We start from the raw sequence: 15685 nt of genomic DNA on the forward strand, positions 1-15685 counted from the left end.
CGGGTCTGAACGTCCGTTGAACACGGCTGGACATCCCGGGCGCGTTGACGGCGCGTCGACGCGGGGCAGGGCTGCCGGCGCCGTCGGACCCGGCCGGTAGCGTGGTGGCATGACGACGGACGCGCACGGCACCACGGCCGACCAGGAGCTCGAAGCCACCGCTCGGATCGCCCGCGACCTCATCCGGATCGACACGACCAACTGGGGGGAAGGCCGCTCGGCCGGCGAGACCGAAGCCGCCCACTACGTCGAGGCAGCGCTCCGGGAGCTCGGCGCGACGCCGCAGCTGTTCGAGTCCGAACCCGATCGCGTCAGCGTCGTCGCGCGCTTCCCGGGGCGCAACCCGGACAAGCCCGCGCTCGTCGTCCACGGGCACCTCGACGTCGTCCCCGCCGACCCGGCCAACTGGAGCGTCGACCCCTTCGGCGGCGTGGTGCAGGACGGCATGCTCTGGGGTCGCGGTGCCGTGGACATGAAGAACATGGACGCGATGATGCTGACCGCCCTCGGTGACGTCATCGCCGAGCACGGTGCCCCCGAACGTGACCTCGTGGTCGCGTACTTCGCGGACGAGGAAGCCGGCGGCGTGCTCGGCGCCCACCACGTGGTGTCGAACCACCCCGAGGTCTTCGCCGGGGCGACGGCCGCCATCAGCGAGGTCGGCGGCTACTCCGTCACCCTCGACGACCGGCGTGCCTACCTGTTGCAGACCGGCGAGAAGGCCCTCATGTGGATCAAGCTCGTCGCCCGCGGCACGGCGGCTCACGGGTCCCACGTCATCCGGGACAACGCCGTCACGAAGGTCGCGGCGGCCGTCGCCAGGATCGGGAGCGAGGAGTGGCCCGTCCGGCTCTCCGCGACGACCGAGTCCATGGTCACCGAGATCGCCCGCTTCCTCGGGGTCGACCCGACGGTGACCGGCCCGGACGAGATCGCCCTCGCGACGGGGTCCGCCTCGCGCTTCATCCACGCGGCGCTGCACACCACGACGAACCCGACGGTGCTGCGGGCCGGCTACAAGCACAACGTGATCCCCGACGCGGCCGAGGCGCTCATCGACGTCCGCTGCCTGCCCGGGGACGAGGACACCGTGCTCGCCCGCGTGCACGAACTGGCGGGGGACGACGTCGAGGTGGTCATGTCGCACCGGGACATCGGCATGGAGCAGGACTTCGGCGCGCCGCTCGTCGACGCCGTGCGGGACGTCCTCGGTCGTCACGACCCGGGTGCCCCCGTGCTGCCGTACCTGCTCTCCGGCGGCACGGACAACAAGGCCCTGTCGACCCTCGGCATCGCCGGCTACGGCTTCGTGCCGCTGCAGCTGCCGGCCGGCATCGACTTCCCGGCGATGTTCCACGGGGTCGACGAGCGTGTGCCGCTCGAGTCGCTGGCGTTCGGTCGGCGCGTGCTCGGCGACCTGCTCGGCTCGTACTGAGACACTTGACGGTCGCCTGAACCGGCGGCGCCCGACGACGACCCACCCTGAAAGGCCGCGCCAGTGCACATCCTCGAGGCCATCTTCCTCGGCTTCGTGCAGGGACTGACCGAGTTCCTGCCCGTCTCCTCCAGCGCGCACCTGCGCATCGTCGGGCTGTTCCTGCCCGACGCCAAGGACCCGGGCGCCGCGTTCACCGCCGTGACCCAGCTCGGCACCGAGACCGCCGTGCTCATCTACTTCTGGCGGGACATCACGCGGATCGTCGCCCGCTGGTTCGGCTCGCTCTCCGGCAGGGTGCCGCGCACCGACCCCGACGTCCGGCTCGGCTGGCTGGTCATCCTCGGCACGATCCCGATCGGCGTCGTCGGGCTGCTGCTGCAGGACACGATCGAGACCACGTTCCGGTCGCTCTGGATCGTGGCGGTCGTGCTCATCGTCTTCGGTGTCGTGCTCGGTGTGCTCGACCGCGTCGGCCGCAAGGAGCGCCGCATCGAGCAGATGACCTTCGGCGGCGGCATCCTGGTCGGCCTGGCCCAGGTGCTCGCCCTCGTCCCCGGTGTCTCCCGCTCGGGCGCGACGGTGTCGATGGGCCTGGCGCTCGGGTACACCCGCGAAGCCGCCGCCCGGTTCGCGTTCCTCCTCGCCGTGCCCGCCGTGTTCCTGTCCGGCCTGTACGAGGCCGCGACCAGCCTCGGCGACACCGGCGCACCGTTCGGCCTGGCCGACACGCTGATCGCGACCGTCGTCGCCTTCGGGGTGGGGTACGTCGTGATCGCCGCGTTCATGCGCTACATCAGCACGCGGAGCTTCATGCCCTTCGTGTACTACCGGATCGCACTGGGTATCGTGCTGATCGTGCTGCTGTCGCTCGGAGTGATCAACCCGTGAGGGCCTGGCAGGCCCCGTCCGTCCCCGAGGTCCCCGGCAACGGCCCTCGCCCCGTCGTGCACGACACGGCCGTGGGCAGGCCCGTCGACCCGACGCGCGGGGACGACCGCGCAGCGCTCTACGTGTGCGGCATCACCCCGTACGACGCCACCCACCTCGGCCACGCGGCCACCTACCTGGCGTTCGACACGCTCGGGCGGGCCTGGCGTGACGCCGGCTTCGACGTGGAGTACGCGCAGAACACGACCGACGTCGACGACCCGCTGCTCGAACGCGCCGCGCGGGACGGCGTCGACTGGCAGGAGCTCGCCGCGTCGCAGATCGACCTGTTCCGACGGGACATGGAAGCCCTGCGCATCCTGCCGCCCGACGACTACGTCGCCGTCACGGACGAGGTCGAGCGCATCGCCGAAGCGATCGCGTTCCTGCAGGAGACCGGCTACGCCTACAGCGTCCCGACCCCCGACTCCGAGGGCGACGACCTCTACTTCGACGTGAACCGCCCGACCGAGTCCTGGGCCCTCGGCGACGAGAGCCGCCTGGACCGCGAGACGATGCTGACGCTGTCGGCCGAGCGTGGCGGCGACCCCGACCGCCCGGGCAAGCGCGACCCGCTCGACCCGCTGCTCTGGCGCGCCGCCCGAGCGGGGGAGCCGAGCTGGGAGACCGAGGTCGGCCCGGGGCGTCCCGGCTGGCACATCGAGTGCAGCGTCATCGCCGGCGACCGTCTCGGCCTGCCCATCACCGTGCAGGGCGGCGGCAGCGACCTCGTCTTCCCGCACCACGAGATGAGTGCGGGACACGCTGCGGCCCTGGCGCACCAGCCGCTCGCGAACGCCTACGTGCACACCGGGATGATCGCCTACCAGGGCGAGAAGATCTCGAAGTCGCTCGGCAACCTCGTCACCGTGCGCGGACTGCTCGACGACGGCGCCGACCCGCGGGCCATCCGGCTGGCGCTGCTCTCGCACCGGTACTCGGACGACTGGGAGTGGTTCGACGGCGAGCTCGCGAGCGCGACCCGTCGCCTCGCGACCTGGGACGCCTGGGCCTCCGGCGGTGCGGGACACGCCGACGACGCCGACGACGTCGTGGCACGACTCCGTGCCCGCGTGGCGGACGACCTCGACACGCCGGGCGCCGTGGCCGCCGTCGACACCGCCGTCGCCGGCGGCACGCGCTCGACCCCGGCGCTCGTCGACGTCGTCGACGCGCTCCTCGGCATCCGCATCGGCTGACGCGCTGCTCCGTCTCCTGGGGGACGGGCCGGCCACATGACGGACGGGAGGCTCGGTGCCAGCTGGCACCGAGCCTCCCGTCCGTCATGGGTGTACGTTCCGACCCCTGTCACGTGCAATGGCACGCCGGAACGCGCGTTGCGGGTCCGAAGGAACGACGCGTTACGCGCGAATCGACCCGCAACGCACGAGACGACTCACCACGCGCGGGACCACCCGCCTCCAGCGCGCGCTACTGCGGCGGCTGCGGCGGCCGCCAGGGGCCCTCGCCCGCGGAGCCGCCCCCGTCCTTGCCGTCCTTGCGCTCCCGACGGCGCAGGTACTGCTCGAACTCCTGCGCGATGGCGTCCCCGGAGGCCTCGGGGGAGTCGACCGTGTCGCGGGCCTGCTCGAGCTGCCCGATGTAGGACGCCATGTCCTCGTCGTCAGCGGCCAGGGCGTCGATGCCCTCCTCCCACTCGGAGGCGTCGTCGAGGAGGGTGCCGCGCGGGACGGTGACGTCCGTGAGCTCCTCCATCTTGTCGAGCAGCGACAGCGTGGCCTTGGGTGACGGCGCGTTGTGCACGTAGTGCGGCACCGACGCCCAGAGCGACAGCGTGGTCAGCCCGGCCTTGTCCATCGTGTCGGACAGCACGCCGAGGATGCCGGTCGGGCCCTCGTACGACGACTTGTCCACGTCGAAGGCCTGGCGGACCTCGGCGTTCTCGCTCGACACGAACACCGAGATCGGCCGGGTGTGCGGGACGTCGGCGAGCATCGCGCCGACGAAGACGACGGCGTCGATCGAGTACACGTCGGCGAGGTCGATGACTTCGGCGCAGAACGCCCGCCACGTGCGCGAGGGCTCGGGGCCGACGAGCACGAAGACGTCGCGGTCCGCGGGGGAGCCGGTGGCACCGATGACCGGGCGGCCGAGCTCACCCGGACCGTGGAGCACGATGCGGGGCCACTCGATCCCGCGCACGCCGTTGTCGTCGCTGCCGACGTTCGGCCGGTTGAACTGGTAGTCGACGTACCGCTCGCCGTCGATCTCCCGGAGTTCGTCGAGCCCGAGCGCGTCGACGATGCGTCGAGCGAGACCGCTGGCGGCCTCACCCGCGTCGTTCCAGCCCTCGAACGCGACGACCAGCAGCCGGCCGTCGTTGAAGGGGGAGTGCTGTGGCACGGAGCGGACCTCCTGGAGGTGGAGTGGAGCGGGTCACCAGCGCGCGGACGGCGCGCCGGACGACCGGACACGATCAGGCATCCACTGTAGGCCCCTCGGGCGGGTCGGCCCCGCGCCGGCCGCCGGTAGACTCGACGCCCGTGACTGCGCATCCCCCCGCCCTCGTCCAGCCCGCAGCCGTGCTGTGGGACATGGACGGCACGATCATCGACACCGAGCCGATCTGGCAGCAGTCCCAAGTGGAGCTGACCGGTCGCTACGGCGCCACCTGGACCCACGAGGACGGCCTGTCCCTCGTGGGCAGCGGGCTCGAGCGCTCGGGGGAGATCCTCCGCGACCGTGGCGTCGACATGGAGGTCGAGGAGATCGTCCAGTGGATGACCTCCTACGTGATGGAGCGCCTGCAGGGCGACGACCTGCCGTGGCGCCCCGGTGCACGCGAGCTCGTCGAGGAACTGCACACCCGCGGCATCCCGACAGCCCTGGTCACGATGTCCCGCCGCACCATGGCGCTCGTGGCCGCCGACGCCCTCGCCGACCATGCGTTCCGCGTCGTCGTCGCCGGTGACGACGTCGAGCACCCGAAGCCGCACCCCGAGGCCTACCTCCGCGCCGCCGCCGAGCTCGGTGTCGACGCCACCGCCTGCGTCGCGATCGAGGACTCCGCCACCGGTGTCGCCGCCGCCGTCGCGTCCGGTGCCGTCACGATCGCGGTCGAGCACATCGTCCCGCTCCCCGAGACCGCCGGGGACGTCTACCTGACGTCGCTGGCCGGCATCGACGTGGACCGGCTGGTCGAGCTGACGTCGCCGGCGCTGGCTGCGCGCGCCGGTGGGTCGTCCGCGTCGTCGGCACCCGCGTCGTCTGCACCCGCGTCGTCTGCACCTGCGTCGTCTGCACCCGCGTCGTCCCGGCCTGGAGGCCCTGGTGCCGTCGACCGGGCGGCCACCGACACCGAGGGGGTCACCTCGTGAACGCCGAGCTCCCCGACACGACCGGACTGCCGCACACCGCCGGTGGTGCGCCGCACACCCCGCCGCGTGGCCCGTTCCGCGCCGGGGACCGCGTGCAGCTGACCGGACCGAAGGGCAAGCTCACGACGCTGTCCCTCGAGCCCGGCGTGATCTACCACACGCACCGCGGCATGCTCGCGCACGACGACGTCATCGGACAGCCCGACGGATCGGTCATCACCGCGAGCTCCGGCGACGAGTACCTGGCGCTGCGCCCCCTGCTCAACGACTACGTGATGTCGATGCCCCGTGGCGCGGCGATCGTCTACCCGAAGGACGCCGCCCAGATCGTCGCCTTCGCGGACGTCTTCCCCGGTGCCCGCGTGGTCGAGGCCGGCGTCGGCTCCGGGGCGCTCTCGCTCTGGCTGCTCCGCGCGATCGGTCCGACCGGCCGCCTGCAGTCGTTCGAGCGTCGTGACGAGTTCGCCGAGATCGCCCGTGGCAACGTCGGCACCTTCCTCGGCGCCGTGCCGGACAACTGGAGCGTGACGGTGGGCGACCTCGTCGAGGAGCTCCCCGGAGCCGTCGAGGAGCAGAGCATCGACCGGGTCGTCCTCGACATGCTCGCCCCGTGGGAGTGCGTGGACGCCGCCGCGGACGCCCTCGTCCCCGGTGGCCTCATCGTCTGCTACGTCGCGACGGTCACCCAGCTGTCCCGCACGGCCGAGGCGCTCCGCGACACCGGACGCTTCACGGACCCGCAGTCGAGCGAGACCCTGGTCCGCACCTGGCACGTCGAGGGCCTCGCCGTCCGGCCGGACCACCGCATGGTCGGACACACCGGGTTCCTCGTGACCGCGCGTCGCCTGGCCGACGGTGTCGTGCTCCCGAACCTCAAGCGCCGCGCGAGTAAGGCCGAGTTCTCCGACGAGGACGTCGAGGCCTGGACCCCCGGGGCCGTCGGCGACCGGACCGCGAGCGACAAGAAGCTCCGCAAGGTCGCGCGTCAGGCGGCCGCACAGGCCCGCAAGGTCGCCGCTGCCGAGGCCGGCAGCCCGGCCGAGACCGATGGTGGCGACCGGTAGGCTTCCGCTGTCGCTCGTCCTGCATCGAACGGAAAGAGGGTCCGTGCGCACCATCCCCGCACTCCTGGTCACCATCGGACTGGCCGCGTCGCTGACCGCGTGCGCGTCGAGCGGCGCGGGCACGTCCCCGACGAGCTGTGACGCCCCCGGGCCTGCGTCCGAGGCCGTCACCGCGTCCGGCCGCTTCGGTGCCGAGCCGAAGGTGAACATCCCGACAGGCCTCACGACCAAGGGCACGCAGGTCTCGGTCCTCAGGCAGGGTGAGGGCCGCCGCATCGACGACGGCACCCCGGTGCTCATCGAGTACACGCTCGTCGACGGCGCCACCGGCAAGGTCGCGCAGACCAGCGGGTACACCGGCAAGACCGCCCCGATTACCGCGGGGTCGTCGAACGCCGGGGCCCTGGGCGACGCCCTGCAGTGTGCGAACGTCGGGGACCGCCTCGCGGTGGCGCTGCCGCAGAGCGCGCTGGCGAGCGGCGCGAAGGCCACGAAGAAGACCGAGGACGCCGTCGTTGCCGTCATCGACGTCAAGCGCGCGTACGACGCCCGTGCCACCGGCACCCCGCAGGTCGCCGCGGACGGCATGCCCGCGGTCGTGCTCGCGCCGGACGGAGCGCCCGGCATCACGGTGCCCTCGACCACGGCGCCGAAGGGCGACGAGACCCACCTGCTCCGCAAGGGCTCCGGCGCGGTCCTGACCGCGAAGGACACCGCGGTCATCAAGTACACCGCCGTCACGTGGGGCGAGGACTCCACCGTCGCCGGCTCGAGCTGGACCGACGGCACGGGTGCGCAGACCGTCCCGCTCACCAAGGGACAGGTGCAGGAAGGCGTCCGGAACGCCATCGTCGGCAGCCGCGTCGGCGACCAGGTGCTCGCCGTCGTCCACCAGCAGGGCATCGCCTACGCGTACGTCATCGACGTCCTCGGGGTCATGCCGTCCTGATCACCGGAACGGCCCCACGGACGGCCCTGACCGACTGTCCACCACCTCGCGCGAGGGTGCACTCCTGCACCCTCGCGCTGCCGTAGGATCGGCTCGTGCCAGCCACCCGTGTGCCCCGCGTACCGGCGGAAGAACGCCTGTTCAGCCTCGTGCTCGCGCTGCTCTCGACCGAAGCCGGGCTGACCAAGTCGGAGATCCTGGCGAACGTGCAGGGCTACCGGCAGCGGTTCACCACCGGCGGTGACAACGCCTCGCTGGAGCGCCAGTTCGAGCGCGACAAGGACGACGTCCGCGAGCTCGGCATCCCGCTCGAGACCATCGAGACCCCGGGTGCCGCCGGCAACAACCAGACGCTCCGCTACCGGATCCCCAAGGGCGAGTACGACCTGCCGCTCGACGTCCGCTTCACCCCGGACGAGTCCGCGCTGCTCTCCCTCGCCGCGATGGCCTGGCGAGAAGGCGCCCTGTCGTCCGACTCCCGCCGCGGCCTGCTCAAGGTCCGGTCGGCCGGGGACGACGAGGGGTCGGGTGAGGCCTTCGGCATCGACGCCTACGCCCCGCGCCTCCGCACCCGTGACGCCGCCTTCGAGCCGCTCCGTGCCGCGCTCGACCGCGCCGCCGGCGTCCGCTTCGACTACATCACCCCCGGCGAGCACGAGCCCCGCCGCCGCGAACTCCACCCGATGGCGCTCGTGCAGCACGGCGGTCGCTGGATGCTCACGGGGTACGAGCCCTCGACCGACGGCGTGAAGAACTACCTGCTGTCCCGGATCGTCGGCCCGGTCACCTCGTTCCAGGCCGGTCAGCACCCGGCGCCGGCGGGGGCCGGGGAGCGCGCCCTGACCGAGCTCGACCGGCTCTGGTCCGAGCGCACCGCCACCGTCGCCGTGCAGCCCGGCTCGGACGCCGAACGCCGGCTCGCCCGCCGCCGCGACACCACCACCACGACCGACGGCGCCCTGGTCATCCACTACGTCGACCCGCAGATCCTCGCCGAGGAGCTCGCCGCCTTCGGGCCGGAACTGCGCGTGCTCGAACCGGACGAGGTCCGCGAGCGCGTCGTCGCACGGCTCCGCGCACTCGTCGCCGACCACGCCGAGGGAGCGCTCCGTGGCTGACACCCAACCGCTGCAGGCCCAGGACAAGCTCGCGTTCCTGCTCGCCCTCGTGCCGTACCTCATCGACCGCGAGCGCGTCTCCGTGGCCGAGGCCGCCCGGCACTTCGGGGTGCCCGAGGCCCGCATCCGCCGTGCCGTCGAGCTCATCGCGGTGTCCGGCATCCCCGGCGAGACCATGCAGTACCAGCACGGCGACCTGTTCGACATCGCGTGGGACGACTTCGAGCAGAACGCGATGATCGTGCTGACGAACCTCGTCGCGATCGACGACTCGCCGCGGCTCTCCGCCCGAGAGGCCTCGGCGCTCATCGCCGGGCTGCAGTACCTCTCCGCCCTGCCCGAAGCAGCGGACCGCGACGCCATCCGCGCGCTCATGGCCAAGCTGTCCCGCGGTGCCGGGGGAGCGGCCGCGAACGTCGCCGTCGGGCAGGAGCTCCACGACGCCACCCTGACGACGATCCGCCGCGCGATGTCCGAGTGCCGCGGGCTGGTCTTCGACTACGCCGGGCCCCGCAGCAAGGGCAGTACCCGACGGGTCGACGCCCTGCGGGTCGAGTCGATCGACACCGACTGGTACCTCCGCGCCTGGGACCTCGACCGCCAGGCGCTCCGGACCTTCCGCCTCGACCGGATGACGAACGCCCGCGTGGACGACCGCCCCGCCGAGCGCTCCATCGAGGACGTCGTCATCCCGGACACCCTCTTCCAGCAGAGCTCGAACGACGTCATCGTCACGCTCGAGCTCGACGCCTCGTCGTTGCCCCTCGTGGCCGACTTCCTCGCCGACACCGCCGACGCTCCCGACGACGGCGGCCGGGTGCGCATCCGGCTGGCCGCGTCCGCCGGGTTCGACGGCGTCGTCCGCCTCGTCGCCGGCCTGCCGGGTCGTGCCGTCGTGATCGACCCGCCCGCGGCGCGGGATGCGGTCCGCGACTTCGCGGCGTCGGCGCTCAGCGCCGACTGACCCGGGCCGACCGGCCCGAGCCTCCCGTCCGCCGCGCCACCGGTCACCACACCCCGTCGGTCGAGCGGCGAGTGGGCGCGATCCGTCGGTTCGGGCCGCCGGAGGCGACGGCCGGCGGCCGCTCGGCGGACGTGAGCGGGGTGTCGTGACCACTCGCGCCGGCAGGCGGCCGCGCAGCGGCGGACGGGAGGGCCGTGGCGGCGCCGCACCGAGCCTCCCGTCCGCCGCGCCACCGGTCACGACGCCCCGTCGGTCGAGCGGCGAGTGGGCACGATCCGTCGGTTCGGGCCGCCGGAGGCGACGACCGGCGACCGCTCGTCGGACGTGAGCGGGGTGTCGTGACCACTCGCGCCGGCAGGCGGCCGCGCAGCGGCGGGGGGAGGCCCGTGGCGGCGCCGCACCGAGCCTCCCGTCCGCCGCGCTCTCCGACCTGTGCGTTCGCGGCTCACGCCGCGGACTGTCGGTCCCGCTGCCGTAGGATCGGGACATGGCTTCGACGACCGCGCGCGGGCGAGAGAAGCGGCAGGGTCGCCAGTCCAGGGAACCCGAAGGCCGCATGTCCCTCGGGCAGCACCTGATCGAGCTGCGCAACCGCCTGTTCAAGGCCGTGGTCGCAGTGCTCCTCGGGGCGGTGGGCGGCTGGTTCCTCACGCCGTTCGTGCTCGACTCGCTGCGGGCACCCGTGACCGAGCTCGCGAAGGTCGGCGGCCACACGGCCGAGCTGAACTTCCCGATGATCACGGGCGCGTTCGACCTCCGGCTGCAGATCGCGATCACCATCGGCGTCGTCATCGCCAGCCCGGTGTGGCTGTACCAGATCTGGGCGTTCATCGTCCCGGCGCTCGTGCGTCGTGAGAAGCAGTACGTCTGGGGCTTCCTCGGCACCGCGATCCCGCTGTTCTTCGCCGGCTGCTGGTTCGGCTGGTACGTCCTGCCGCACATCGTCGGCATCCTCGGCAGCTTCGTGTCCAGCCAGGACACCTCGATCGTCGACGCGAAGGCCTACTACGACTTCGTCATCAAGCTCATCGTGGCGGTCGGCATCGCGTTCGTGCTGCCGGTGTTCCTGGTGCTGCTGAACTTCGTCGGGGTGCTCTCCGCGAAGGCGATCATCAAGTCCTGGCGCGTGGCGATCCTCTGCATCCTCGTCTTCTGCGCCATCGTCACGCCGAGTGCCGACGTCATCTCGATGTTCCTGCTCGCGGTCCCGATGGTCGTGCTCTACATCGCGGCGTGCGTCGTCACGTGGTTCCACGACCGCCGCCTGGCGAAGCGTCAGGCGAAGCTCGACGCCGAGTACGGACTGTGAGCGACACCGGGCTGAGCGCCGCCGAGCGCTTCCAGGCCGCCAGGATCCGCAACCGGTCGCGCAACCTCGAGCTGTTCCGCGCCGACCTCCGCTTCGACCTCGACCCGTTCCAGTTCGCCGCGTGCGACTCGCTCGACCAGGGCCGCAGCGTGCTCGTCGCGGCACCGACCGGCGCCGGCAAGACGATCGTCGCGGAGTTCGCGATCTGGCTGGCGATGCGGCAGCCCACGGCGAAGGTGTTCTACACGACGCCGATGAAGGCGCTGAGCAACCAGAAGTACCAGGAGCTCGTCGACGTCTACGGCGAGACCGAGGTCGGGCTGCTCACCGGGGACACGAACGTCAACCCGCGGGCACGGGTGGTCGTGATGACGACCGAGGTCCTCCGCAACATGATCTACGCGGACTCCGACCTGCTCGACGACCTCGCCTGGGTCGTCCTCGACGAGGTGCACTACCTGGCCGACCGGTTCCGCGGCGCGGTGTGGGAAGAGGTCATCCTGCACCTGCCGACCGAGGTCCGGCTCGTCAGCCTGTCCGCGACGGTGTCCAACGCCGAGGAGTTCGGCGACTGGCTGCAGACCGTCCGCGGTGAGACCGACGTCATCGTGTCGGAGGACCGCCCCGTCCCGCTGGAGCAGCACGTGCTCGTCGGGAACAAGATGGTCGACCTCTTCGACTCCTCCGGTGCCGCGGCGACCAACCGGGTGAACCCGGAGCTGCTGCGCCTGGTCGGCGGTGCCGCCCGCAACGAGGGCCGCGGCGGCGGACACCACGGCCGACGTGGTCGCGGTGGGTACCCCGAACGCCGCGGGCCGCGCACCGAGAAGCTGCACCGCGAGCACATCGCCCGGATGCTCGACGAGCGCATGCTCCTGCCGGCGATCTTCTTCGTGTTCAGCCGCGCGGGCTGCGACCAGGGCGTCCGGCAGGTCCTGCGCTCCGGCGTCTCGCTCACCACCTCGCAGGAACGCAACGAGATCCGGGAGACCGCCGAGTACCACTGCCGCACGCTCCTCGACGAGGACCTCGCGGTGCTCGGCTACTGGGAGTGGCTCGAGGGCCTCGAGCGCGGGGTCGCCGCCCACCACGCGGGCATGCTGCCCGCGTTCAAGGAGGTCGTCGAGGACCTCTTCCAGCGCAAGCTGCTCAAGGTCGTCTTCGCGACGGAGACCCTGGCGCTCGGCGTCAACATGCCCGCGCGCACGGTCGTCCTCGAGAAGCTCGAGAAGTTCAACGGCGAAGCCCGCGTCCCGATCACGCCGGGGGAGTACACCCAGCTGACGGGCCGCGCCGGTCGCCGGGGCATCGACGTCGAGGGCCACTCGGTCATCCAGTGGTCGGACGGCCTCGAGCCGCAGGCGGTCGCGTCCCTCGCCAGCCGTCGGACGTACCCGCTCAACTCCTCGTTCAAGCCGACGTACAACATGGCCGTGAACCTCATCGACCAGTTCGGCCGGCAGCGCACCAGAGAGGTGCTCGAGACCTCGTTCGCGCAGTTCCAGGCGGACCGCTCCGTCGTCGACCTGGCGCGGAAGGTGCGGTCGCAGCAGGAGTCGCTCGACGGCTACCAGAAGTCCATGCAGTGCCACCTCGGCGACTTCACCGAGTACGCGGCACTCCGTCGGGAGCTCTCCGACCTCGAGCGCTCCAACGTCCCCGGCGGCCGTGAAGCCTCGCACGGTGCCCGCGCCGAACGTCAGGCCTCGATCACCGAGGTCAGGCGCGCCCTGCAGCGGCACCCCTGCCATGCCTGCCCGGACCGCGAAGCCCACGCCCGCTGGGCCGAGCGCTGGTACAAGCTCAAGCGCGTCAACGACAAGCTCGTCCAGCAGATCCGGTCGCGCACCGGTGCCGTCGCGACGACGTTCGACCGCGTCACCGACGTGCTGCTGCAGCTCGGCTACCTCGTGCCCACGGACGACGGCACCGGCGAGGCCACCGTCGCCGCCGGTGGCCGTCGACTCCAGCGCATCTACGGTGACCGCGACCTGCTCGTCGCCGAGTGCCTCGAAGCCGGGGTCTGGAAGGAACTGACGCCGGGGCAGCTCGCCGCGATGGCCGCGACGATCGTCTACCAGCCCCGCCGCGAGGACGCGCCCGGCACCGAGCACGCCCTGCCCCGCGGTGCGTTCCGCCCGGCGCTCGACCAGACGCTCACGATCTGGGCCCGGCTCGACGACGTGGAGCGGGACGCCCGCCTTGCCGGGTCGCAGCCGCCCACGCCGGCGATCGCGCTCGGCATGTTCCGCTGGGCCTCGGGCTCGGCCCTCGACGACGTCCTCCGCGCCCTCGACCTGGCTGCCGGCGACTTCGTCCGGTGGTCCAAGCAGGTCATCGACCTCCTCGACCAGATCAAGAACGCCGGAGACCCCGACCTCGCCGAGACCGCCCGCCGTGCGACCGACGCGGTCCGCCGCGGCATCGTCGCGTACGCGACGGTCTGACGGGAGGCCCGGTGACCGTCCGCGAGTCCGTCGCGCCTCCGCGAGACGGCGGCGTCCCACCGAGACGCCCCGGCGGGTCCGAGACACCGCCGGTCCCGACGGTGTCCGGCGGCTTCGGCGGCGTCGCCCGGCCGTCACCCTTCACGGCGCTGCCGGTGCGCGTCGCGCTGCCGCTCGCGGTGATCGGCGGCGTGCTCTTCGCGCTCGCGTTCCCGACGCCCGGGTGGTGGTTCCTCGCCTACCCGGCGGTGGCGTGCACGCTCCTGGCCGCGATGGGCCAGACCTGGCGCCGCGCGGCGTGGATCGGCTACCTCGGCGGAGTGGCGTTCTGGGTGCCGGCGATCTCCTGGGCCGGCCGCTACCTCGGACCGGTCCCGTGGCTGGCGTTGGCGCTGTTCGAGGCGGCCATGTTCGCCCTCGGCAGCGTGGCCCTCGCCCTCACGTACCGCTGGGTCGCCCGGGTGGTGACGACGACTGTGGGACGTGTGTGGGGCCTCCCGGCCGTGGTGGCCGCGATCTGGACCGGACGTGAGTGGTTCTCCGGGAGCTGGCCGTACGGCGGGTTCGCCTGGGGCCGCGTCGGGCTGTCGCAGTCCGAGAGCCCGTTCGCGCACCTGGCCGCCTACGTCGGTGTGCTCGGGGTGTCGTTCGTGGTCGTCTACTGCGTCGCCGTCGTCGTCTCGCTCGGACTCGTGGCGGGCGTCCGGCTCCGCATTCGGGTCGCGACGGCGGGCCTGCTCGTCGCCGCGGTGCTCGCCGTGCCCGCGTGGCCGACCGCCACCGACGGCACGATCCGCATCGAGTCCGTGCAGGGCAACGGCCCGGCGGGGTACTTCGACCGCGCCCAGCCGGGTGACGTCCTCCGGTCGCAGGTCGCCGCCACCGACGTCGACGCCCGCGGGGTCGACCTCGTGGTCTGGCCCGAGGCCTCGGCCGAGTACGACCCCCGAGCGCAGCCGGTCATCGCGAACGACCTGGACCAGGTCGTGCGCGGAGTCGGAGCCCCGATCGTCGCCGGCGCGATCACGCAGACGCCGTCCGGGGTGCTGCACAACACCTCGTTCGTGTGGACCGCCGACGGCTGGCAGTCCTCGTACGACAAGGTGCGCCCGGTGCCGTTCGGCGAGTACGTGCCCGACCGCTGGTTCTTCTCCAAGCTGGCACCGTCGCTCATCGGGCTGCTGCAGCGTGACTACACGCCGGGGACGAAGCCGAACGTGCTCTCCGTCGCCGGGGTCAAGGCGGGCATCGCGATCTGCTTCGACATCGTCGACGACGGCCTGACCGCCGACATGGCGCGCGGGGGAGCGCAGGTGATCCTCGCGCAGACGAACAACGCCGACTTCTCCGGGACCGACGAGAACCTGCAGCAGCTCGAGATCGCCCGGATGCGAGCCATCGAGAGCGGACGCTCGCTCGTGAACATCTCGACGGTCGGGGCCTCGCAGGTCATCGACCCGACCGGCCGGACGATCGACCGTGTGCCGGAGTACACCGCGACGTCGATGATCACCGACGTGCCCCTCGGCACCTCGACCACGCCCGCCACGGTGGCGTCCGGGTCGATCACCCTGGTGCTCTCCCTCGGCGGCCTGCTCGTGCTGCTCGCCTGCGCCCCGTGGCGTCGTCGTCGCCGCCGAGGTCCCGCCGGCGTCTGACCCTCCCCGGTCGCGGCACTGGGAACCCACTGTGAATGCGCCGGTCCCGGAACGGAAGCGCGTGGGACAGTGTTGGAACGGGGGAACGACGAGAGGAGTCCACCATGGCTGATCGGAGTCTCCGCGGCATGCGGCTCGGGAGTCAGAGTCTCCAGAGCGAAGAGGGCGTCGAGCTCTCAGATCGCAAGCGTGCGGTGTACCAGGCGGCGACGGGCGAGACCTTCGACGTGGTGTTCTCGGCCGACGCCGAGGTCCCGCAGAGCTGGTCCGACCCGCGCAGCGGTTTCGAGGGACGCCTGCTCGGCGACGACGGCGTGCCCGTCGAGGTCGCGGCAGAGGACGTCAAGGCACCGCGAACGCACTGGGACATGCTGCTCGAGCGGCGGTCCCGCGAGGAGCTCGAGGAACTGCTGCAGGAACGTCTGCAGTTCCTCCGCGCCCGACGCGGCGCCTGACCTGCAACGAATGACGGC

Annotated in this window: 13 protein-coding genes; 12 read left to right on the top strand and 1 reads right to left on the bottom strand. The window is 72.1% G+C overall.

Annotation, left to right across the window (positions count from 1 at the left end; genetic code table 11):
• Window positions 1–109: 109 nt before the first annotated feature.
• The 3 genes from ITJ68_RS06660 to mshC all read left to right on the top strand — a co-directional run bounded on the left by ITJ68_RS06660 (window position 110) and on the right by mshC (window position 3564).
• Window positions 110–1435, top strand: coding sequence for a M20/M25/M40 family metallo-hydrolase (locus ITJ68_RS06660; RefSeq protein ID WP_194660496.1), 1326 nt, complete (start codon window positions 110–112; stop codon window positions 1433–1435).
• A gap of 63 nt (window positions 1436–1498) precedes the next feature.
• Window positions 1499–2326, top strand: a complete 828-nt coding sequence (locus ITJ68_RS06665; RefSeq protein WP_194660497.1) for an undecaprenyl-diphosphate phosphatase — start codon at window positions 1499–1501, stop codon at window positions 2324–2326.
• Window positions 2323–3564: a cysteine--1-D-myo-inosityl 2-amino-2-deoxy-alpha-D-glucopyranoside ligase gene (gene mshC, locus ITJ68_RS06670; protein ID WP_194660498.1), complete on the top strand. Its 1242-nt coding sequence runs from the start codon at window positions 2323–2325 to the stop codon at window positions 3562–3564. Before ITJ68_RS06665 ends, mshC begins: the two co-directional genes overlap by 4 nt.
• A gap of 232 nt (window positions 3565–3796) precedes the next feature.
• Here mshC and ITJ68_RS06675 read toward each other — a convergent pair whose 3' ends face one another.
• On the bottom strand, window positions 3797–4729 hold the full coding sequence (locus ITJ68_RS06675) for a proteasome assembly chaperone family protein (RefSeq protein ID WP_194660499.1): 933 nt from the start codon (window positions 4727–4729) through the stop codon (window positions 3797–3799).
• 140 nt (window positions 4730–4869) lie between these two features.
• Here ITJ68_RS06675 and ITJ68_RS06680 point away from each other — a divergent pair, with 140 nt between their 5' ends.
• The 9 genes from ITJ68_RS06680 to ITJ68_RS06720 all read left to right on the top strand — a co-directional run bounded on the left by ITJ68_RS06680 (window position 4870) and on the right by ITJ68_RS06720 (window position 15667).
• Window positions 4870–5703, top strand: coding sequence for an HAD family phosphatase (locus ITJ68_RS06680; RefSeq protein ID WP_323743238.1), 834 nt, complete (start codon window positions 4870–4872; stop codon window positions 5701–5703).
• 26 nt (window positions 5704–5729) lie between these two features.
• Window positions 5730–6767, top strand: a complete 1038-nt coding sequence (locus ITJ68_RS06685; RefSeq protein ID WP_194660820.1) for a tRNA (adenine-N1)-methyltransferase — start codon at window positions 5730–5732, stop codon at window positions 6765–6767.
• A 43-nt stretch (window positions 6768–6810) separates the two neighbouring features.
• A complete protein-coding gene (locus tag ITJ68_RS06690; RefSeq protein WP_194660500.1) occupies window positions 6811–7716 on the top strand; it encodes an FKBP-type peptidyl-prolyl cis-trans isomerase in 906 nt (301 codons plus the stop codon).
• A 95-nt stretch (window positions 7717–7811) separates the two neighbouring features.
• Window positions 7812–8834, top strand: coding sequence for a helix-turn-helix transcriptional regulator (locus ITJ68_RS06695; protein ID WP_194660501.1), 1023 nt, complete (start codon window positions 7812–7814; stop codon window positions 8832–8834).
• Window positions 8827–9798: a helix-turn-helix transcriptional regulator gene (locus tag ITJ68_RS06700; protein WP_194660502.1), complete on the top strand. Its 972-nt coding sequence runs from the start codon at window positions 8827–8829 to the stop codon at window positions 9796–9798. Before ITJ68_RS06695 ends, ITJ68_RS06700 begins: the two co-directional genes overlap by 8 nt.
• 556 nt (window positions 9799–10354) lie before the next feature.
• The gene (tatC, locus tag ITJ68_RS06705; protein ID WP_194626190.1) at window positions 10355–11107 is read left to right on the top strand and encodes a twin-arginine translocase subunit TatC; all 753 of its coding nucleotides are present in this window, start codon (window positions 10355–10357) and stop codon (window positions 11105–11107) included.
• The gene (locus ITJ68_RS06710) at window positions 11104–13554 is read left to right on the top strand and encodes a DEAD/DEAH box helicase (RefSeq protein ID WP_194660503.1); all 2451 of its coding nucleotides are present in this window, start codon (window positions 11104–11106) and stop codon (window positions 13552–13554) included. The genes tatC and ITJ68_RS06710 overlap by 4 nt, the downstream gene beginning before the upstream one ends.
• Window positions 13555–13655: 101 nt before the next feature.
• Window positions 13656–15212: an apolipoprotein N-acyltransferase gene (lnt, locus tag ITJ68_RS06715; RefSeq protein WP_194660504.1), complete on the top strand. Its 1557-nt coding sequence runs from the start codon at window positions 13656–13658 to the stop codon at window positions 15210–15212.
• A gap of 104 nt (window positions 15213–15316) precedes the next feature.
• Complete coding sequence (locus tag ITJ68_RS06720; protein WP_071275321.1) at window positions 15317–15667, top strand: RNA polymerase-binding protein RbpA; 351 nt, start codon at window positions 15317–15319, stop codon at window positions 15665–15667.
• Window positions 15668–15685: the final 18 nt, after the last annotated feature.

This window comes from Curtobacterium sp. VKM Ac-1395 (assembly GCF_015350975.1).
In the GTDB taxonomy this organism is placed as follows: Bacteria; Actinomycetota; Actinomycetes; order Actinomycetales; family Microbacteriaceae; genus Curtobacterium.

Coding starts and splice junctions, on each gene's coding strand:
- ITJ68_RS06720 (WP_071275321.1), top strand. CDS start 15,317: ATGGCTGATCGGAGTCTCCGCGGCATGCGGCTCGGGAGTCAGAGTCTC.
- tatC (WP_194626190.1), top strand. CDS start 10,355: ATGTCCCTCGGGCAGCACCTGATCGAGCTGCGCAACCGCCTGTTCAAG.
- ITJ68_RS06660 (WP_194660496.1), top strand. CDS start 110: ATGACGACGGACGCGCACGGCACCACGGCCGACCAGGAGCTCGAAGCC.